We start from the raw sequence: 21,840 nt of genomic DNA on the forward strand, positions 1-21,840 counted from the left end.
TCAGTAGTTCAATACTGTGGGAGTATTAGCTTATGTATTTGTTTTAAACTTTTATTAATTTTTCAATTATTATATTGATTTAGCTTAATTTTGCAAAAAAAGGAAGTAATGAATAAAGCAATTTATATAGCAGCAAGTGAAGCAAACTCAGGTAAATCAATGCTTAGTCTTGGTCTAATGCAATTATTTCTTAGAAATAAACCAAAAGTAGGTTACTTTAGACCCATTATTGATAATCCTATAGAAGGAGCTAAGGATAATCACATAAACACAATTCTTAATTATTTCAAATTAAAAACTAAATATGAAGATTCGTATGCATTTACTCGTTCAGATTTAATAAAAAAATTAAATGATGATCAAGAAGATGAAGTTATTAATATAATAATAGAGAAATATAAAAAACTAGAAGAAGAAAATGATTTTGTAATAGTTGAAGGAACTGATTTTTCCGATCATGCAGCTGTAATTGAAATGGATTTAAATGTTTTAATTGCTAAAAATTTAGGAACTCCAGTTATTATTGTTTCAGGTGGTGTTAATAAAACATTAGAAGAATTTATTCAAAGTTTGCGCTTAACTTACGATTTATTTAATAGTAAAGATGTACAAGTTATAGCGGTTGTAGCTAACAAAGTTCAAGAAGAGAATATTCCAGTTATCTTAGATCAAGTAGGAAAAAACTTATCTAATTCTGTTTCTATTAATGCTATTCCAATTAACAAGAAGTTAAATAACCCAACTATTAAAGAATTTCTGAATGAAATTGATGGAAAGGTTTTATTTGGAAAAGAATTATTGAACAATGCAACTGGTGATATAAAGGTTGGAGCCATGCAGTTATCACATTTTTTACATCATTTAGCAGAAGATAGTGTAGTTGTTACTCCAGCGGATAGATCTGATATTTTATTAGGTACATTACAAGCAAATATTTCAACTAATTATCCATCAATATCTGGTATTATTTTAACTGGAGGGATGGAACTTAATCCGTCTATAATTAAATTAATTGAAGGTTTGGAAAAAGTTGTACCTATTCTTTGGGTAGAAGAAGGAACTTTTGCTATTACCTCAAAATTAAGTAATGTTAGATCTCATATATATGCCGAAAATGTTGATAAGATTAAAATGTCAATTAATATTTTTGAAGAATACGTTGATGTTTCTTCTTTGAGAGAAAAATTATCAAATTTTAAAGGAACAGAAACTTTAACTCCTAGAATGTTTCAATATAATTTATTGAAAAGAGCAAAAGAACAAAGAAAGCATATAGTTCTTCCGGAAGGAAGTGATGATAGAATTTTAATTGCAGCTTCACAATTGCAAAAGAATAATGTTGTTGATTTGACTATTTTAGGTAAAAAAGTGAATATTGAAGCTTCTATAAAAAGATTAAACATTCCTTTTAACTTTAATAAAACGCCTATTATTAATCCGATAGAATCAAAATATTTTCAAGAATTTTCTAATACTTTATATGAATTAAGAAAACACAAAGGAGTAAGTCCAGCAATGGCAGAAGATTTAATGGCAGATGTTTCTTATTTCGGAACTATGATGGTTTTTAAAGGCATAGCAGACGGTATGGTTTCTGGTGCAGCTCATACCACACAACATACTATCAAACCAGCATTACAATTTGTAAAAACCAAGCCAGGTTTTTCTGTTGTATCATCAATATTTTTCATGTGCTTAGAAGATAGAGTATCTGTTTTTGGAGATTGTGCTATTAATCCAAATCCTACGGCAGAACAGCTAGCTGAAATAGCAATTTCATCAGCTGACTCAAGTATTACTTTCGGTATAGACCCTAAAATAGCAATGCTTTCTTATTCTTCTGGATCATCTGGAAAAGGTGAAGATGTTGATGTTGTAAGAAGAGCTACAGAGATAATTAAAGAAAAAAGAACTGATTTAAAAGTAGAAGGACCTATACAATATGATGCAGCTGTAGATCCAAGTATTGGAAAAAAGAAACTGCCAAACTCTAAAGTGGCAGGGCAAGCAAACGTGTTAATTTTTCCTGATTTAAATACTGGAAATAATACCTATAAAGCAGTGCAACGTGAAACTGGAGCTTTAGCAATTGGTCCTATGCTACAAGGTTTAAATAAACCAGTGAATGATTTAAGTAGAGGCTGTACCGTTGATGATATTTTTAACACTGTAATATTAACAGCAATACAAGCACAGGAAAAATAAATCATTTAATTATAAAGATAATTTATGAAGATATTAGTTATTAATTCAGGGAGTTCATCTATTAAATATCAATTGTTTAGTATGCCTGAACAAGATGTGATTTGTCATGGTTTGATTGAAAGAATTGGTTTAAGTGATAGTGCAATTCATTATGCATCAAAAACTGAAAAGATAGAAGAGGTAACAACCCTTAATAATCATAAAGAAGGATTAGAAAGAGTAGTGAATCTTCTTTTAGATGATAAGATAGGGGTAATTAAATCTACTGAAGAAATAAAAGCGGTAGGGCATAGGGTTGTTCATGGAGGAAGTACTTTTACGAATACTGTAGAAGTAACTAAAAAAGTTAAAGATAAAATCAAAGAACTTTTTTCATTAGCACCATTACACAATCCTGCAAACTTGGAAGGAATAAATGTAGCCGAGGCTATTTTTAGTGCTGCAAAGCAGATTGCTGTTTTTGATACAGCATTTCATCAAACAATACCGGTTATAGCTCATAAATATGCTATTCCAAATAAATTTTTAGTAGAAAATAATATCCGTTTATATGGTTTCCACGGTACGAGTCATAAATATGTTTCTGAACTAGCTAATGAATATTTAAAGAAAGAAAAATCTAAAATTATTACTATTCATTTAGGAAATGGTTGTAGTATGACAGCTATAAAAAATGGAATAAGTATTGATCATAGTTTAGGGTTTGGACCTGTTACAGGATTAATTATGGGAAGTCGTTCTGGTGATATTGATCATAGCTTAATTTTTTATCTAATAAATGAATTAGGATATAAAATAGACGATGTCTATACTATGTTGCAGGAAGAAAGCGGGATGTTAGGGTTAACTGGTTATAGTGATTTACGTGATATTGAAAAAGAAGCTTCTCTAGGTAATGTAGCTTGTAAATTAGCTTTAGACATGAATGCTTATAGAATTAAAAAGTATATCGGTTCTTATGTAGCAGCTATGAATGGTTTAGATGCTATAGTTTTTACAGCTGGAATTGGAGAGAATTCAAGTATGATAAGAAATTTAGTATGTACCGAAATGGAAACTTTTGGTATTGCATTAGATAAAAATAAAAATGATATTAGAGCTAAAGAGTTAATAGATGTTAGTTTAGATTCATCAAAAGTAAAAATATTGGTTATACCTACAAATGAAGAATTAGAAATAGCAAAACAATCATTCAATTTATTATAAAAAAAACTCCTTAATTTTTTAAGGAGTTTTTTTTAGTTATTTGAATTTAGTAAATCACCTTGACCTTTATATGGTAAGAGATTCTTTTTAAGAAGAAATTTATTAACAGATTTAGCAGCTTCTCTTCCTTCAGAAATAGCCCAAACAATTAATGATTGACCTCTTCTCATATCACCAGCTGTAAATATTTTAGGAATATTTGTTTGATATTCTTTTGCCGAATAATTACCTCTTTGATTGGTTTTAAGTTCTAATTGTTCAGCTAATGTTTTTTCAGGACCAGTAAAACCAAGTGATAAAAGAACTAAGTCACAAGGCCATATTTTTTCTGAACCTGATTGTTCAATTAGAACTGGTTTTTTATTTGAATCAACTTCCCATTTTACTTTAACCGTTTTTATGCCAGTTAAATTTCCTGAATCATCTGTCAAAAATTCTTTAGTGTTAATTAACCAATTTCTATCGCAGCCTTCGTCATGAGAAGTTGTAGTTTTTAGTTGTAAAGGCCAAAAAGGCCATGGAGTCGAAGTATCTCTATTTTTAGAAGGCTTAGGTAATATTTCAAAGTTAACTACTGAACTAGCTCCTTGCCTATTTGCAGTACCAACACAATCAGATCCAGTATCACCACCACCAATAACAATTACATTTTTATTCTTTGCATTTATAGCTATTTCCTGTTTTTGGTTATATAGGGCTTTTGTTTGTTCTTTTAAATAATCCATAGCTTGATGAACTCCATTTATAGTAAACTTATTTATAGGTAAATTTCTAGGAATTGTAGCTCCTCCACATAAAACAATTGCATCAAATTTTTGTAATTTTTCAATACTATAATTTATCCCAACATTTACATTAGTTTTAAAAATAATACCTTCTTCTTCAAGAATATTAATTCTTCTATCAATAATATTTTTTTCTAATTTAAAATTAGGTATACCATAACGTAATAAACCACCAAGTTTATCGTCTCTCTCAAAAACAGTAACTAAATGGCCACTTCTATTTAATTGTTGAGCGACAGCTAATCCAGCTGGACCTGAACCTACTATTGCAATAGTTTTTCCAGTTCTTTTAGTAGGAGGTTTAGGTTTAATCCAACCTTCCTTGAACCCTCTCTCGACTAAATATTTTTCTATGTTTTCGATAGAAACAGGAGCGTCAATAATACCTAAAACACAAGCTTTTTCGCAAGGAGCAGGACATAGTCTTCCTGTAAATTCTGGAAAATTATTAGTACTATGAAGTATGTTAAGAGCTTTTTTCCATTCGCCCCTATGTATATAATCATTAAAATCAGGAATTAAGTTTCCTAACGGACATCCACTATGGCAAAATGGAACTCCACAGTTCATGCATCTTGATGCTTGACTTTTTAATGTGTCTTGATTTAAACTAATAGTAAACTCATTATAGTTCTTTAAACGTTTACTAACTGGTTGTTGCTTTTCGTTAATTCTCTTGTATAATTTAAAACCTCCAATTTCTCCCATTGTCTATGCTGTTAATTGTTTTACCTCTTTATGTGTTTTCTGTATTGCTTTTTTGTATTCTTTTGGAAAAACTTTAATGAAATTCATTGATTCTTTTTTCCAGTTCAACAAAACTTTATTAGCAATGTTGCTTTTTGTATGAGTGTAATGGTTATTTATTAACAGATATAACTCATTTAAATCTGAAGATGAGGGAGCTTCTAAATCAACCATTTCTATATTACATAGTGATTTTTTATAACTGTTATTTTTATTGTATAAGTAAGCAATCCCTCCACTCATCCCAGCGGCAAAGTTTTTACCAGTATTACCAAGAACAATTACTTTTCCTCCAGTCATATACTCACATCCGTGATCTCCAACTCCTTCAACAACAGCAATAGCACCTGAATTTCTAACAGCAAACCTTTCTCCTGCAATACCATTTATATAAACCTCTCCAGCTATTGCTCCGTATAAACTAACATTACCCGTAATAATATTTTCTTCAGCTTTAAAACTTGCAATTTGAGGTTTTTTTATAATTAATTTACCTCCTGAAAGTCCTTTACCTAAATAATCATTGGTTTCTCCTTCAACACTTAAGGTTAGTCCTTTACAAGCAAATGCTCCAAAACTTTGACCGGCTGAACCGATGAAGTTTAGTTGTAACGTGTTTTCAGGAAGCCCGTTTTCTCCATGAATTTTTGAAATTTCATTAGAAAGAATTGCTCCAACTGATCTGTTAGTGTTTTTTATCTGATATTCAAAAGACATTGGTATTTTCTTTGAAATTGCAGGTTTAGCTTCTTTATAAATTCTTAAATCAAGCACATTTTTTAATTCATGATCTTGTTGTTCAGTATTACAAAGTAATTTGTTTTTTGTTTTTGGTTGATAAAGAATATTAGATAAATCAATGCCTTTTGCTTTATAATGATTGATAGCTTTTTTTGTGCTTAGTTTATGTACTTGACCTACCATTTCATTTATTGTTTTGAAACCAAGTTTAGCCATGATCTGTCTAAGCTCTTCAGCAACGAAATACATGAAATTAATTACGTGCTCAGGTGTTCCTTTAAAGTTTTTTCTTAATTCTGGATCTTGAGTAGCAATACCAACTGGGCATGTATTTAAATGACAAGCTCTCATCATTATACACCCTGATGCAACCAAAGGAGCAGTAGCAAAACCGAATTCTTCAGCTCCTAAAAGAGTAGCGATGGCCACATCTCTCCCGGTTTTTAACTGTCCATCACATTCTAAAACAACTCTATTTCTTAGATTGTTTAAAATTAAAGTTTGTTGGGCTTCAGCAATTCCTAATTCCCATGGAAGTCCAGCATGTTTTAGTGAAGTTAAAGGAGAAGCACCAGTTCCTCCATCAAATCCCGACACTAATATAACATCTGCTTTAGCTTTTGCAACCCCAGCTGCAATGGTTCCAACTCCTACTTTTGATACCAACTTAACATTAATTCTAGCTTCTCTATTTGCATTTTTTAAATCGTAAATTAATTGAGCTAAATCTTCAATAGAATAAATATCATGATGTGGAGGTGGAGAGATAAGACCAACAAAGGGCGTTGAATTTCGTACTTTAGCTATCCAAGGAAATACTTTCTCGCCAGGTAATTGCCCGCCTTCTCCAGGCTTGGCACCTTGTGCCATTTTAATTTGGATTTCCTTAGCATTCGTTAAATAATTACTAGAAACTCCAAATCGACCAGAAGCAACTTGTTTTATAGCACTCTTTTTTGAATCTCCATTTTTTAAAACTTTAAACCTTTCTATATCTTCACCACCTTCTCCAGAATTACTTTTACCTCCAATTCTATTCATTGCTATAGCTAAGTTTTCATGAGCTTCCTTACTAATAGAACCATAAGACATGGCACCAGTTTTAAAACGTTTTACGATCTCTGTCCAAGGTTCAACTTCATCAATAGGTATTGGATTCAAATTATTAAATTCTAATAAACCTCTAATCGTCATTAAATTTTCACTTTGCTCATTAATTAATTTGGAATAAGTAGCATAGCTTTCTTTACTTTTTAGTCTTACTGCTTGTTGAAGTTTAGCAATTGAGTTTGGATTAAATTGATGGTTTTCACCATTTCTTCTCCAACGGTAATCACCTCCAATAGGTAATTCAAGATTTGCTTCAATTTTTTTAGAAGGGAAAGCACTTTTATATCTAGATAAGATATCTTTTTCTAATACGTATAAACCAATACCACCAATTCTTGAAGGGGTGTTAGGGAAATATTTATTAGTAAAAGATTGTTTTAATCCTAAAATTTCAAATATTTGGGAAGCTCTATATGAATGCAAAGTAGATATTCCAATCTTATTCATAATTTTGAGTAACCCTTTACCTATTGCTGTATTGTAATTTTCAACAGCATTAGCTTTGCTTAGGTTTTTTATAGTTCCTTGTGCTACTTCTTGTTCAATAATTTCATTAACTAAATATGGATTTACTGCACTTGCTCCATAGCCAAAAAGAGTGGCAAAATGATGTGGTTCTCGTGCTTCAGCAGTTTCTATTACAATTCCGAATTGTGAACGTTTACCTTTTCTGTTTAAAGAATGATGTAAATATGAACAAGCAAGTAAGGCTGGTATTGGGGCTTTTTTATTAGTAATTCCGCGATCAGATAAAATTATAATATTTGTGCCTTTATCTATTGCTTTTTCAGCTTTGTCTAATATGTTATCTAAAGCGATTTCTAAGCCATTTACACCTCTTTTATGTTTATATAATATGGGAATTAATTTAGATTTAAAATCAGGATGTTTTATATTTTTAATCTTATCAAGATCTTCATTAGAAATTACAGGGTTTTGAATACGAAGCTTTTTTGCTTGCTCTGGAATTGTATCAAATATGTTTCTGTCTCCACCAATTGCTAAACTAATATCTGTGATTATTTCTTCACGGATGCCATCAAGGGGAGGGTTTGTTACTTGAGCAAATAATTGCTTAAAGTAGTTATATAACAATTGTGATTTATTAGATAGTACAGCTAAAGGGGTGTCAGTTCCCATTGAACCTATAGCTTCTTTAGATTTTGTAGCCATTGGGTTAATAACTGTAGAAATGTCTTCAAAAGTGTATCCAAAAGCTTTTAAACGTGTTTTGTAATCAGTTACTTCATATGTTGGAGGGTTTTCAGTATAAGGAACTTCTACTAAAGGTAGCGAGTGATCTTTAATCCATTTTTTATAAGGATGCTTGTGTATTATTTGATCTTTAACTTCTTTATCTTCTATAATTTTTCCAGCGTTCATGTCAACCAAGAATATTTTCCCAGGTTCAAGTCTTCCATGTTTAGCAACGTTTTGAGGAAGTACTTCAACAACACCAATTTCTGAAGCCATAATAACAAAACCATCTTTGGTAACTGTATACCTTGATGGGCGTAACCCATTCCTGTCTAATACTGCACCTATATAATTTCCATCTGTAAAAGGTATGGATGCTGGGCCATCCCAAGGCTCCATGATACATGAATTATATTCATAAAAAGCCTTCTTTTCATTTGACATTGTTTGGTCTTTTTCCCATGCTTCAGGAACCATCATCATGAGAACTTCAGGAAGGGTTTTCCCTGTCATTAATAATAACTCAACAACCATATCCATTGAGGCTGAATCTGATTTGTTTTCATGAATTATAGGGAACAGTTTTTTAATGTTGTTTTTAAACAATGGGCTTTTCATGAGCTCTTCACGAGCACGCATTCTGCTTACGTTTCCTTTTAATGTATTGATTTCACCATTATGACACATATAACGAAAAGGTTGTGCTAAATCCCAAGAAGGAAAAGTATTTGTTGAAAATCGTTGATGTACTAACGCTAAACGAGTAACTACATCTTCTTCTTGTAAATCTTTATAATAAATGCCAATATCTTCAGGTATTAATAATCCTTTATAAATAATAGTTGTAGTTGATAAAGAGGGTACGTAAAAATAATTAGCTTCAGATAATTTTGAGTTTGCTATTATGTGTTCAGTTATTTTTCTTGCAGCAAATAATTTAGCATTAAACTCTAAATCTGTTAAGCTCTGAGCGTTTTTATCAATAAATATTTGTTTTGTATAAGGTTCTGATTTTGCAGCGATGTTTCCAATACAATTGCTATCAACAGGAACGTCTCTCCATCCTAAAATTCTTAAATCTTGATTTTTAAGTTCTTCTTCAAAAATATTAATACAAAAATTTAATTGATATTTATTTTGAGGAAGAAAAACCATACCAACTGCATATTCTTTATACGATGGGATTTCAAAATTACAAACTCGTTTAAAAAAATCATGAGGTATATCAATAAGAATACCTGCTCCATCACCAGTTTTTCCATCAGAACTAACGGCACCTCTATGCTCTAATTTAACAAGTATTTCGAGGGCATTATGTATTATTTTATTTGATTTTTTACCGTGTAAATTACAGATAAAACCAGCTCCACAATTATCTCTTTCAAATTCATTTAAATATAATCCTTGATCTTTCATTATTTGATGGTTTTATAGTTTAATTATTCGTTTAATCTAAATTCAGGATAAGCACTAATACCATGTTCTGATTTGTCTAAGCCTTTTAGCTCGTCCTTTTCTGAAACTCTTATTCCTATAGTTTTTTTAAGTGTATAAATGATGATAAATGATGTGGATATACAAAACAAGGCATATGCAATAACTCCAATAAGTTGAGATACAAATTGATTAAGGCTAGCAAGGTCTCCAAAAATACCAACCGCTAAAGTTCCCCAGATACCACAAAAAAGATGAACAGCAATAGCACCTACTGGGTCATCTAACTTACAAGTGTCAATAAGAGCAACAGCTAATACAACCAAAATACCGGCAATTGCTCCAATAATAATAGCATTCGTAGGAGACATTAAATCTGCACCAGCAGTTATTCCAACAAGTCCTCCTAATATTCCATTTAAAAACATTGTTAAATCATAGTTTTTATAAATGATTGAAGAACTAATAAAAGAAAATACACCTCCGCTTGCAGCAGCTAAGCAAGTTGTAACTAGGGTTAAAGATGTTTTGGTGGGGTCTGCTGATAAAACTGAGCCACCATTAAACCCAAACCATCCAAACCAAAGTATTAACACACCAGCTGTAGCTAAAGGAATATTATGACCAGGAATGGCAAATGATTGATTGTTTTTAAATTTTCCAATTCTTGGTCCCAACAACCAAATAGCAATTATAGCTGCCCATCCTCCAACTGAGTGAACTAAAGTAGAACCTGCAAAGTCATAAAAAGGAGTTTCTAAGTTTTCTAAAAAACCTTTTCCCCATTTCCATGATCCAGCTATTGGATACACAAACCCAACATAAATTACAGTGAAAATAATAAATGGGCCAAGCTTCATTCTTTCTGCTACTGCTCCAGAAACTATTGTAGCTGCTGTTGCCGCAAACATCCCTTGAAATAAAAAGTCTGTCCAAAAAGTAAAACCATTGTTGTAGGTTAAATCTAAGACATTATTAGTTAAAGGAGGGGTTAAACCAACTCCAGAAAAACCAATGAGACCAAATGAACCTTCCCCAAAATTTGGATACATTAAATTGAATCCAATTAAAAAATATAAAAGTAAGCCTACGGTAATTATAAAAATATTTTTAAATAAAATATTCAGAGTGTTTTTTTGTCTGGTAAGTCCAATTTCTAAAAAAGTAAAGCCTAAGTGCATAATAAAAACAAGGGCAGTACAAATCATCACCCATAAATTATTTACAGTAAGTATATCCATGTTTTATTTTTTAATTTAAAGTATTATTTCCTTTTTCACCAGTTCGTATGCGGTAGCTTTCTTCAATGCTAGAAACAAATATTTTACCATCTCCAACTTCACCAGATGCAGCAGCTGATAAAATTGCTTGTATTGCGGGTTCTTTAAATTCATCATTAACTACAATTGATAAATATCTTCTTTGAATGTCGCTAGTACTAAAAGAGACACCTCTATAAACGTGACCTTCTTTTTCATTTCCTAGTCCAGTTACATCCCAATAAGAGAAAAAGTTAACACCAATGTTATGTAAAGCTTCTTTAACTTGATGGAATTTTGATTTTCGAATTATGGCTTCTATTTTTTTCATTAAATAATGATTATTTAGGTTGTTAATAGTCAATACTTGTTGCTTGCTTAGTATAAAAGACTAAACATTAATGATGTAATTTTAAAATTTACTAGACACTAACTCAAGGTTAGTTAATTACTCTACGATGATATATTTATTCCGAAATTTAACAGAAGCTTGGATAAACTTAGATTGTTTATCAATATTGTTATAATGGCTAAAAAAGAAAGTCCTCTTTCTTTCTAAATATTTAATAAAGCATACGTTTTTAAATAATGGTTTTTGTGATAAAAAATAAAAAAAATTATGCTTAATATTTTTTAAATAGATGTATGGTATATGTGTTAAATATGTTTTCAGAGTATTAAAATATTAGTTCGTTACTCTACAAATCTCTAATAAAACTACTTAAAAAACAAATGGTTAGTGGGGTTGTGTTTAGCGAAAACGTTTTCATAATTAAGGGATGAATTAAAAAAACACCCTTTTAAATAACAATATATTAATTAGTGGTGTTTAGAAGTGTTTTAAAATTCAGACTACTCAAAAAAGAGTAGAAAAATCACGAATATCATAAAAATGAATTATTGTCAATAAAAACACTAATTTGTAAGTTTTTGTTTATTTTTATTTTTGTTTTTGATGTTTTTAATGTGTTATTATTTGTTTTTTAATGTTTTTTGTGATAAAAATGCAATTTTATATTTGGGTGTGTTTGATGTAGATTTGTAAACTATGAATTACACGTGCTCATATTTAATAAATGTTCAATACCTTGGTTTTCGTTTTCATGGTTGGCAAAAGCAACCAAATTTAAAAACAGTACATTGGGCAATTGACAAAACATTAAAATTTGTTTGTAAAGGGGTTAGAAATAAATCTGTTGGAGTAGGAAGAACCGATGCAAAAGTATCGGCTACTGATTACCATTTCCAGCTATTTATTGATAAAAAACTTGAAGAAGATGAATTTATTAAAAGTTTTAATAAAAATTCACCATCGGACATTAGAGCACTATCAATTGAACCAATATTAGACGAGTCGTTTAATATTATTCAACATAGTAAAGTTAAAGAATATCGATATTATTTTTCTTTTGGAGAGAAAAATCATCCTTATTGTGCTCCATTTCTTACAGGTATATTAGTAGACCTAAACATTGAATTAATGAAAAAAGGAGCAAACTTATTTAAAGGGTTTCATAACTATAAAAGATACTGTACTAAACCTTCTGAAGAAACAAAAGTTGAAAGAGAGATTATTGAATGTAAGATTGAAAAAAATACTGAAATAACTGCTTCTTTTTTTCCAGAAACAAGTTACGTATTAATTGTAAGAGGAGAAGGCTTTCTACGAAATCAAATTCGATTAATCATGGGAGCTTTATTTGAATTAGGTAAAGAAAATTATGATTTAGAATTTATAGAAAAATCATTGAATCCAAAAAGTGATATAGAGTTTTTAAAAACGATAGCACCATCTTCAGGTTTACATTTACATAAAATTGAATTTAAACATTAATATAATGTCTCCATATTATCTTTCTAATGGTCTTATAGCCTAAACTTTCATATAATTTAATGGCACCAGTATTTATGTCGGCAACATGTAATATTGGTGTTTTGTTTTTTTCTATAATTTTCTTCGTTGTATGTGCTACTAATTGTTTAGCGAATCCTTTTCTAGTATAATCAGGGTGTGTTACTACTGCACTAATTTCAATAAAATCATTTAATTGTAACCGTTCTCCTGTAGCAGCAATAAGCTTATTGTGTTTAATTATTCCATAATAATCACCCATTTCAAAAGTTCTTTTTTTATAATAACCAGGCATTACCAACCAAACTAGATCATACAGTTCATTAATATGTTTCTCAGTTAGTTTTATTATTTCAGAATCGTATTTAGGCTCTTTAAGTGTTTTAAGGATCATTTGATCACAAGGAACAATTCTATTTAATTTAGTGTTAGAACTATTAATCGGTTCTTGACCAACAACAAATAAACTAGAAGTTAAGTTAGCGTATTTTTCTATTGCGTTTTTAGTTTCATTTAAATTAGTAAAAGCTCCAAACGGGCAAACATCTGGGTCGTAAAATTTAACACCATTGTAGTCAACAGTAAATTTACTATGTGCTTCACATAAAGAATACCATACAGGGTTTTCTAATTTTTTTAATATATCCTCAGTCATAGTATAAAAATAAAAAAGTCCATCGATAACGACGGACTTTTTAATGATAATATTTTTAATTAATTTACCCTTTAATTAAGCTTCTAGAAATTACAATTTTTTGAATTTCAGAAGTACCTTCATAAATTTGAGTAATTTTCGCATCACGCATTAAACGCTCAACATGATATTCTTTTACAAAACCATTACCTCCGTGTATTTGAACAGCCTCAACAGTTTGTTCCATTGCAACTTTAGAAGCATATAACTTAGCCATTGCACCAGATTGATCATAGTTTATACCAGCATCTTTATCACAAGCAGCTTTCATTACAAGATGACGTGCAGCTGAGATTTCTGTATACATATCTGCTAATTTAAAAGCGATAGCTTGATGATTACATATTTCAGTGCCAAAAGCTTTACGCTCTTTAGAGTATTTTAAAGCTAATTCATAACCTCCAGATGCTATTCCTAATGCTTGAGCAGCAATACCAATACGACCACCAGATAAAGTTTTCATGGCAAATTTAAAACCAAAACCATCTTCTCCTATTCTGTTTTCTTTTGGAACTTTTACGTCATTAAACTGTAGTGTATGAGTATCAGAACCACGAATTCCTAATTTATCTTCTTTTGGACCAATATGAAAACCTTCCATACCTTTTTCAACAATAAAAGCGTTAATACCTCTATGTTTTTTACTACGATCTGTTTGCGCTATCACTAAAAAAACGTCAGCACGACCACCGTTAGTTATCCAGTTTTTTGTACCATTTAATAAATAGTGATCACCTTTATCTTCGGCAGTAGTTGCTTGTGAAGTAGCATCACTACCAGCTTCAGGTTCACTTAAACAAAAAGCACCAATTTGTTCACCAGTAGCTAATTTTGTTAAGTATTTTTGTTTTTGCTCTTCATTACCGTAAGCCTCCAAACCGTAACAAACTAATGAGTTATTTACTGATACCATTACAGATGCAGAAGCATCAATTTTAGATAACTCTTCCATAATCAATACGTAAGAAACGCTATCCATTCCACTTCCTCCATATTTAGGATCTACCATAATCCCCATAAAACCTAGTTCTCCCATTTTACGAACTAGTTCGTTTGGAAATTCTTGTTTTTCGTCTCTTTCAATTACTCCTGGTAATAATTCGTTCTGTGCAAAATCGCGTGCAGCATCACGAATCATTAAATGCTCTTCTGTAAGATTAAAATCCATTACCTATTAATGTTTATTAAATTCGTAAAAAATGTTTCCAAAGATACTTTTTTAATGTGAAATATTCAATGAATTTTTATATTTTTACTGAATATGTTAGAAGACTCTTATAGGATTATTGGTTTGATGTCAGGAACTTCTTTAGATGGAATAGATTTGGTTTATGTTGAGTTTAAGAAGTCTAATTTTCAGGAGTTTGAAATTTTGTTTTCTGAAACCATTTCTTATTCTAAAATTTGGAGAAAACGGTTAGAAGAAGCTATTTCTTTTTCAAAAGAAAAATTAATTGAACTAGATGTGTTATATGGTAATTTTTTAGGAAAGGTTATTAAAAAATTTATACAAGAAAAAGGCATTGAGAAAATTGATTTTATTGCATCGCATGGACATACTATTTTACATCAACCTGATAAAGGATTTACTTTACAAATAGGTAATGGACAAATAATAGCTAATGTTACTCAACAAAAAGTTATATGCGATTTTAGAAGTCAAGATGTAGAATATGGAGGGCAAGGAGCTCCTTTGGTTCCAATAGGTGACAAGTTATTATTTTCAAATTATGAGTATTGTGTAAATCTAGGTGGTTTTGCAAATGTTTCATTTGAGAAAGGTAATGAACGATTAGCTTTTGATATTTGTCCAGTTAATATTGTACTTAATTATTATACAAGAAAAATTGGTTTAGAATATGATGATGGTGGTCATTTAGCATCTAAAGGATTAATAAATAAAGAATTATTAGAAGCGTTAAATAATTTGTCGTTTTATAAGGTAGTATCTCCAAAATCATTAGGATTGGAATGGGTTAAAGAGTTTATTTATCCTCTAATTGATAAAAATGAAAAAGATATTCCATCTATATTAAGAACTTTTATTGAGCATGTAGCTATACAAATTGGTTCAATAATAAAAGAATCTTCCAGAACTTTATTTACTGGAGGAGGTGTTTTTAATGCATTTTTAATAGAACAAATAAAATTCTACACAAATCAAAGAGTAGTTTTACCTAAAAAAGAACTTGTAGATTATAAGGAAGCTTTAATTTTTGCTTTTTTAGGATTGTTACGTGTTGAAAATCAGGTTAATTGTTTAGCATCAGTAACTGGGGCAGCAAAAGACCATTCTTCTGGTGAAATTTTTTATCCAAATAATTAACTTTTAACAGTTTGAGCAATCATATTTTTACAGTAAGTTTGTACGTTAGTAATAATTAATAGTATATAAAAATGGATCAACTTTAACTCCCCATTGGGGTAAATTTTTTAGAATAACAAGTTTTAACGAATTAAGAGAAAGAACATATAGTTGAACATAAATTTATATAAGATGAAAGAATTATTAAAAAAATACGAAGAAAAGCAACCAGAGATAGTTTTTAATTGGAAAGATTCAGAAACAGAAGCAGAAGGTTGGACAGTTATAAACTCATTAAGAGGAGGTGCTGCTGGTGGTGGTACTAGAATGCGTAAAGGATTAGACAAGTACGAGGTAATGTCACTTGCTAAAACAATGGAAGTAAAGTTTACAGTATCTGGACCTGCAATTGGAGGTGCTAAATCTGGAATTAATTTTGATCCGCATGATCCTCGTAAAAAAGGTGTTTTAGAGCGTTGGTATAAAGCTGTAGCTCCATTGTTGAAAAATTATTATGGAACCGGAGGTGATTTAAATGTAGATGAAATTCATGAAGTAATTCCTATTACTGAAGACAGTGGTGTTTGGCACCCACAAGAAGGAGTATTTAATGGACATTTTAAACCAACTGAGGCTGATAAAATAAATAGAATTGGGCAGTTAAGACATGGAGTGATAAAAGTATTAGAAGACGAGAGTTTATCACCAAGTGTAACTAGAAAATATACTGTGGCAGATATGATTACAGGATATGGGGTTGCTGAAGCTGTACGTCATTACTATGATATATATGGAGGTAATGTTGAAGGTAAAAGAGCTATTGTTCAGGGGTTTGGAAATGTAGGTTCTGCTGCTGCATACTATTTAGCCCAAATGGGAGCTAAAGTTGTAGGTATTATTGATAGAGTTGGAGGAGTTATTAATGAAGAAGGTTTTTCTTCTGAAGAAATAAGAGATCTGTTTTTAAATAAAGACGGAAATACATTGGTAGCTGAAAACATGATTCCTTTTGAAGAAATTAACGCTCGTATATGGAATTTACCATGTGAAATATTTGCACCATGTGCTGCATCTAGATTAGTTAAACAAGAACAAATAAATCAGATGATAGAAACTGGTTTAGAGGTTATTTCTTGTGGAGCAAATGTTCCTTTCGCCGATAAAGAAATTTTCTTCGGATCTATAATGGAAGATACTGATAAAAAAGTAAGTTTAATTCCAGATTTTATTTCTAACTGTGGAATGGCAAGAGTGTTTGCTTATTTCATGGAGCGTAGAGTTGAAATGAGCGATGAAGCAATTTTTGAAGACACATCTAATACAATAAGAAAAGCATTGCAAAGAACTTTTGCAAAAAGTGCATCAAAAACAAAAATAAGTGAAACGGCTTTTGAAATAGCTTTAAAAGAGTTAGTGTAAAGGCTACAAATTAAATAGATACTATGTTTAAATATTTTTTAGGGAACAGTCCTAGGTGGTTTAAAATGACCATGATTGGTTTTTTAATCTTTAATATAATTTCTTTTTTCGTTTTAGGAAAAACAATAACAGCTTGGCTTTTTATAGGGGAATTTATATTTACTCTTGCAATGGCTTTAAAATGTTATCCTCTCCAATCAGGAGGGTTGTTAGCAATAGAGGCAATAGCCTTAGGATTAACCACACCTAAAAATGCATATCACGAAGTAGATCAAAATCTAGAGGTTGTTTTGCTTTTAGTGTTTATGGTAGCAGGTATTTATTTTATGAAGCCTTTATTAATGTATATTTTTAGTAAGGTTTTTACCAAAATAAAATCTAAAGTAGTATTGTCATTACTTTTTGTTTTTTTATCAGCAGTACTTTCAGCATTCTTAGATGCACTTACAGTAACCGCTGTTCTAATTAGTGTAGCTGTAGGTTTTTATGGAGTTTATCATAAAATTCATTCTAGTTCATCTGATTATGACCATGATGGTATTTTAGATAGAAAAGAATTGAGTGGAGAAACATTAGAGCAATTCCGTAGTTTTTTAAGAAGTTTAATAATGCATGGAGTTGTAGGTACAGCTTTAGGAGGTGTATGTACTTTGGTTGGTGAACCACAAAATCTTTTAATAGGAGAAAGAGTTGGATGGGATTTTATTGAATTCTTTTTAAAGATGGCTCCGATAACTATACCGGTTTTATTTGCGGGTTTACTTACTACTGTAGTTTTAGAAACAACAGGTTGGTTTGGCTTTGGTGAAAAATTACCAACAGTAGCCGCTGAAATTATTGAAAGTTATACGATTGAAGAAGATAAAAAACGAACTGATAAACAAAAATATGGATTAATAATTCAAGGGGTATCTGCGATATTATTAATTGCAGGATTAGCGTTACATGTTGCTCCAGTTGGTTTTATTGGATTAGCTTTAATAATTGTTCAAACAGCTTTCATGGGGATAATTGACGAGCATCAATTAGGACATGCTTTTGAAGAAGCTTTACCTTTTACAGGATTATTAGTTGTATTTTTTGTAATAGTAGCAATGATTCACGATCAACATCTATTTAGTCCTATTATACAATGGGCTTTAGATCAGGATCCGGCATCACAACCAGGTTTGTTTTATGTAGCCAATGGTTTTTTATCTGCAATTAGTGATAATGTGTTTGTTGCAACTGTTTATATTGGAGAAGTTGAAAGTGCATTTAAAAGTGGGATAATTGATAGAGAACATTTTGAGAAGCTAGCAATAGCAATTAATACGGGTACTAATTTACCTAGTGTAGCAACACCAAATGGGCAAGCTGCATTCTTATTTTTGTTAACATCGTCATTAGCGCCTTTAATTAACCTTTCTTATGGGAAAATGGTAAAAATGGCATTACCATACACAATAGTTTTAGGAGGTTTAGGATATTTAATGGTAAAATTACTATTGTCTTAAACTTTTAAAAGATATTTATTTTATATTTATAAATCCTGAATTGAACAATTCAGGATTTTTTTAAACAATTTAAAAAGAACTCAATCGTTAGTAATTAAAACTTAAAATTATTTTAATGTTAGCATATTTTCAAGAAAAAACAGAATTGCTAGAAGAAGCAACACAAGAAAAAACATTATCTATCTATAAGTTGATTATGGATGGAGGACCAGGTGGTCAAATTATTATAGCTTTATTATTTGTGCTTTTAGCTGTAGCATTATATATTTATTTTGAACGTTTTTTTGCTATAAAAGCTGCTTCTAATGTGGATAAAAACTTTATGAATCAAATTAAAGATCATATTACTGGAGGGAAATTGGAAAGTGCAAAGGCATTATGTACAAATACAAATACACCTACCGCTAGATTGATTGGTAAAGGGATATCAAGAATTGGTAAACCATTAGAAGATATAAATAAAGCTATTGAAAATGCCGGGAAATTAGAAGTATATCAATTAGAGAAAAATGTTAGTGTGTTGGCTACAATTGCAGGAGCCGCACCAATGATAGGTTTTTTAGGAACAGTAATTGGAATGATAGTTGCAATTCATGAAATAGCGAATGCAGGAGGTCAAATAGATATAAAAATGTTGTCTGATGGGTTATATACAGCCATGACAACAACTGTAGCAGGTTTAATTGTGGGAATTATAGCTTATATTTCATACAATCATTTGGTAGTTAGAACAGATAAGGTAGTTTATCAAATGGAAGCTAAATCGGTAGAGTTTTTAGATCTTTTAAATGAGCCTGTATAATGAACTTAAGAGGAAGAAATAAAGTAGATCCAAGTTTTAACATGTCGTCAATGACTGATATTGTTTTTTTGTTGTTAATATTTTTTATGCTTACTTCAACGTTGGTTACAGTAAGTGCAATTGATGTTTTATTGCCTAAGGCAGGTGGTAAAACTGAAAACAATACTTCTATTGCAGTAACCATAACTAAGAACTCAGCTTTTTATATTGATAAATCTAAAGTGAATGTTGCTAACTTAGAAAGAGAGATTTTGTCTAAAGTAGGAGGGGATAAAAAGAAAACAGTAGTTATTAGAGGAGATAAGAATGTTCCTTACAAAAATGTAATGAAGGTTATTGATATAGCGAATAAGAATAAATTAAAAATGATTTTAGCTGTAAAAGGCAAATAAATATGTCGATATTAGATACAAAACATAAGAAAAAGTCAGCAGTAATAACAGCAGTTATACTGTTATTATTGTTGTTTGGGATTTTTAATTATGGAATGAAATATCTTGATCCACCAATAGAGTACGGATTAGCTATTAATTTTGGTAATTCTAATGTAGGAAGTGGAGAACCTGTTGAAAAAACTAAAAAACAGTCAGTATCTGAAAAAGTTGAAGAAGTTGTTGAAGAGAAGGTTGAAGAAACTCCTTCAGAAACAATTAAAGAGGAAGTAATTACAGATGATACTGCTAAAGATGTTCCAGTAGTAGAAAAAAGTAAAGAAAAAAAAGAAAAAGTAAAAGAAGTACCTAAAGAAGTTAAGCCTAAAGAAAAACCAAAACCTAAGCCTTCAAAAGCTACAAAGGATGCATTGAATAGTTTGCTAAATGGTACATCAACAGATGGAGCAAATACAGGTGAGGGAGATGATTCAAAGCAAGGTGTTAAAGGGAATAAAGATGGAGATCCGAATTCCTCTAAATATTATGGTAATTCAGGAAGTGGTTCTGGAGGGAACTATAATTTAGCTGGAAGAAAAGCCGTTTCTAAACCAATTAAAAAGCCCGACTGCCAGGAAGAGGGAGTGGTAGTTGTAAGTATAGAAGTAGATAAAAACGGTAAAGTGATAAAAGCTATAGCCGGGGTAAAGGGATCAACAAATACAGCTCCTTGTTTATTGAAACCTGCAAAAGAGGCAGCTTTAAGAACAAAGTGGAACCCTGATAGTAATGCACCAACTAAACAAAAAGGAACTATTGTATATAAGTTTTCCTTATCTCAATAATTTTATAAATATAATCGAAGTAACTTAATATTTTAGTCTAAATATTTCATTTAGATGATTCAATTATAGCTAATGAACTACCAAGAAACTTTAAGTTGGATGTTTGCGCAGTTACCTATGTATCAAAAGGAAGGTAAAACAGCGTTTAAAAAAGATTTAACGAATATAAAAGCATTCTCAAATCATTTGAATTATCCTTATAGGGAGTTTAAAACGATACATGTAGGAGGTACGAATGGGAAAGGGTCAACAAGTCATATGTTGGCATCAATATTACAGGAAGCCGGATATAAGGTAGGATTATATACTTCTCCTCATTTAAAAAATTTCACAGAACGAATTAGAGTTAATGGTGAAGAAATTTCTAAAGATACAGTTGTAAATTTTATTTCAGAAAATAAAACATTTTTGGAAAGCCAAAAGTTATCGTTTTTTGAAATGACAGTTGGGTTGGCTTTTGATATTTTTAAAAAAGAAAAAGTTGATGTTGCAGTAATAGAAGTAGGTTTAGGAGGAAGATTAGATTCAACAAATGTAATAACCCCTGAAGTGTCAGTGATTACCAATATAGGTTTGGATCATACGCAGTTTTTGGGAGAAACTATGTCAGAAATAGCTTTTGAAAAAGCAGGGATAATAAAAAGAAATGTTCCAGTTGTAATTGGAGAACGTCAAAAAGAAACAACTACTACTTTTATTGACAAAGCTAAAGAATGTAACTCAGAAATAATATTTGCATCCGATATAAAAAGTAAGTATAAAACAGATCTATTAGGAGATTATCAAGCAAAGAATACAAAAACAGCTGTTGAGGTGATAAAACAGTTGAAGAATTTTTCTGTGACAGAAGAAAATATAATAAATGGTCTGTTGAGTGTAGTAAAAAACACAAATTTAAAAGGGAGATGGCAAATATTACAGGAGTCTCCTAGGGTAATTTGTGATACTGCTCATAATAAAGAAGGATTATTTTATGTATTAAATCAACTTAAAAAAGAAAAATTTGAAAAAATACATATTGTTTTAGGAGTTGTATCTGATAAAAATTTAGAAGAGATATTGCCGATGTTTCCAAAAAACGCAAAATATTATTTTTGTAAACCAAATATTCCAAGAGGATTGTCGGAAATTGAATTAAAAGAGAAAGCTAAAGGTTATAATTTGAAAGGTGATTCTTTTTTATCTGTAAAAGAGGCGGTTAAGGAGATGGTGCTAAGGATGGGGAAAAGTGATTTAGGGTATATAGGGGGGAGTACATTTGTTGTTGCAGAAATTTTATGAAAAAAAACTAAAAAAACTGTTGGTAGTTTTAAAAAACAGTTATATATTTGCACCCGCAATTAACAAGCAAGGGCGCGTAGCTCAGTTGGTT

At 30.6% G+C, this 21,840-nt stretch carries 16 protein-coding genes; 10 read left to right on the forward strand and 6 right to left on the reverse strand.

Going from position 1 to position 21,840, the window contains the following annotated elements; all coding sequences use genetic code 11:
* Positions 1 to 108: 108 nt before the first annotated feature.
* Together pta and DS884_RS17430 are read left to right on the forward strand one after the other, a co-directional pair.
* Positions 109 to 2,205 carry a phosphate acetyltransferase gene (pta, locus tag DS884_RS17425; protein ID WP_113787668.1) on the forward strand — a complete coding sequence of 699 codons (2,097 nt, stop codon included), beginning with the start codon at positions 109 to 111 and terminating at the stop codon, positions 2,203 to 2,205.
* Positions 2,206 to 2,229: 24 nt separating this feature from the next.
* Positions 2,230 to 3,411, forward strand: a complete 1,182-nt coding sequence (locus tag DS884_RS17430) for an acetate/propionate family kinase (protein ID WP_113787669.1) — start codon at positions 2,230 to 2,232, stop codon at positions 3,409 to 3,411.
* A 32-nt stretch (positions 3,412 to 3,443) separates the two neighbouring features.
* Here DS884_RS17430 and DS884_RS17435 read toward each other — a convergent pair whose 3' ends face one another.
* From DS884_RS17435 to DS884_RS17450, 4 genes are read right to left on the reverse strand one after another with little or no spacing between them, the layout of a single operon-like run.
* Positions 3,444 to 4,904, reverse strand: coding sequence for a glutamate synthase subunit beta (locus DS884_RS17435; protein ID WP_093869205.1), 1,461 nt, complete (start codon positions 4,902 to 4,904; stop codon positions 3,444 to 3,446).
* Between the two features lie 3 nt (positions 4,905 to 4,907).
* Positions 4,908 to 9,407, reverse strand: coding sequence for a glutamate synthase large subunit (gene gltB / locus DS884_RS17440; protein ID WP_113787670.1), 4,500 nt, complete (start codon positions 9,405 to 9,407; stop codon positions 4,908 to 4,910).
* A 23-nt stretch (positions 9,408 to 9,430) separates the two neighbouring features.
* On the reverse strand, positions 9,431 to 10,666 hold the full coding sequence (locus DS884_RS17445) for an ammonium transporter (protein WP_113787671.1): 1,236 nt from the start codon (positions 10,664 to 10,666) through the stop codon (positions 9,431 to 9,433).
* Positions 10,667 to 10,676: 10 nt separating this feature from the next.
* Entirely contained in the window at positions 10,677 to 11,015 is a 339-nt protein-coding gene (locus DS884_RS17450) for a P-II family nitrogen regulator (protein WP_093869202.1), read from the reverse strand.
* A 717-nt stretch (positions 11,016 to 11,732) separates the two neighbouring features.
* Between DS884_RS17450 and DS884_RS17455 the strand changes: the two genes are divergently transcribed.
* The gene (locus tag DS884_RS17455; protein ID WP_113787672.1) at positions 11,733 to 12,518 is read left to right on the forward strand and encodes a tRNA pseudouridine synthase A; all 786 of its coding nucleotides are present in this window, start codon (positions 11,733 to 11,735) and stop codon (positions 12,516 to 12,518) included.
* Here DS884_RS17455 and DS884_RS17460 read toward each other — a convergent pair.
* Positions 12,508 to 13,191: a GNAT family N-acetyltransferase gene (locus DS884_RS17460; RefSeq protein WP_113787673.1), complete on the reverse strand. Its 684-nt coding sequence runs from the start codon at positions 13,189 to 13,191 to the stop codon at positions 12,508 to 12,510. The genes DS884_RS17455 and DS884_RS17460 overlap by 11 nt on opposite strands.
* 64 nt (positions 13,192 to 13,255) lie before the next feature.
* Positions 13,256 to 14,398 (reverse strand): acyl-CoA dehydrogenase, encoded by a 1,143-nt coding sequence (locus tag DS884_RS17465; protein ID WP_093869199.1) that lies wholly within the window; start codon positions 14,396 to 14,398, stop codon positions 13,256 to 13,258.
* Positions 14,399 to 14,491: 93 nt separating this feature from the next.
* Here DS884_RS17465 and DS884_RS17470 point away from each other — a divergent pair, with 93 nt between their 5' ends.
* From DS884_RS17470 to DS884_RS17500, 7 genes are all read left to right on the forward strand, one after another.
* Entirely contained in the window at positions 14,492 to 15,556 is a 1,065-nt protein-coding gene (locus tag DS884_RS17470) for an anhydro-N-acetylmuramic acid kinase (protein ID WP_113787674.1), read from the forward strand.
* Between the two features lie 171 nt (positions 15,557 to 15,727).
* Positions 15,728 to 16,954: a Glu/Leu/Phe/Val dehydrogenase dimerization domain-containing protein gene (locus DS884_RS17475; protein WP_113787675.1), complete on the forward strand. Its 1,227-nt coding sequence runs from the start codon at positions 15,728 to 15,730 to the stop codon at positions 16,952 to 16,954.
* 23 nt (positions 16,955 to 16,977) lie between these two features.
* Positions 16,978 to 18,450: a sodium/proton antiporter NhaB gene (nhaB, locus tag DS884_RS17480; protein ID WP_093869196.1), complete on the forward strand. Its 1,473-nt coding sequence runs from the start codon at positions 16,978 to 16,980 to the stop codon at positions 18,448 to 18,450.
* A 115-nt stretch (positions 18,451 to 18,565) separates the two neighbouring features.
* On the forward strand, positions 18,566 to 19,252 hold the full coding sequence (locus tag DS884_RS17485; RefSeq protein ID WP_093869195.1) for a MotA/TolQ/ExbB proton channel family protein: 687 nt from the start codon (positions 18,566 to 18,568) through the stop codon (positions 19,250 to 19,252).
* Positions 19,252 to 19,644, forward strand: coding sequence for an ExbD/TolR family protein (locus tag DS884_RS17490; protein ID WP_093869194.1), 393 nt, complete (start codon positions 19,252 to 19,254; stop codon positions 19,642 to 19,644). Before DS884_RS17485 ends, DS884_RS17490 begins: the two co-directional genes overlap by 1 nt.
* A 2-nt stretch (positions 19,645 to 19,646) precedes the next feature.
* Complete coding sequence (locus DS884_RS17495) at positions 19,647 to 20,468, forward strand: energy transducer TonB (RefSeq protein WP_113787676.1); 822 nt, start codon at positions 19,647 to 19,649, stop codon at positions 20,466 to 20,468.
* A gap of 72 nt (positions 20,469 to 20,540) precedes the next feature.
* On the forward strand, positions 20,541 to 21,749 hold the full coding sequence (locus tag DS884_RS17500; protein ID WP_113787677.1) for a bifunctional folylpolyglutamate synthase/dihydrofolate synthase: 1,209 nt from the start codon (positions 20,541 to 20,543) through the stop codon (positions 21,747 to 21,749).
* Positions 21,750 to 21,840: the final 91 nt, after the last annotated feature.

The organism is Tenacibaculum sp. E3R01 (assembly GCF_003318185.1).
Lineage (GTDB): Bacteria > Bacteroidota > Bacteroidia > Flavobacteriales > Flavobacteriaceae > Polaribacter > Polaribacter halocynthiae.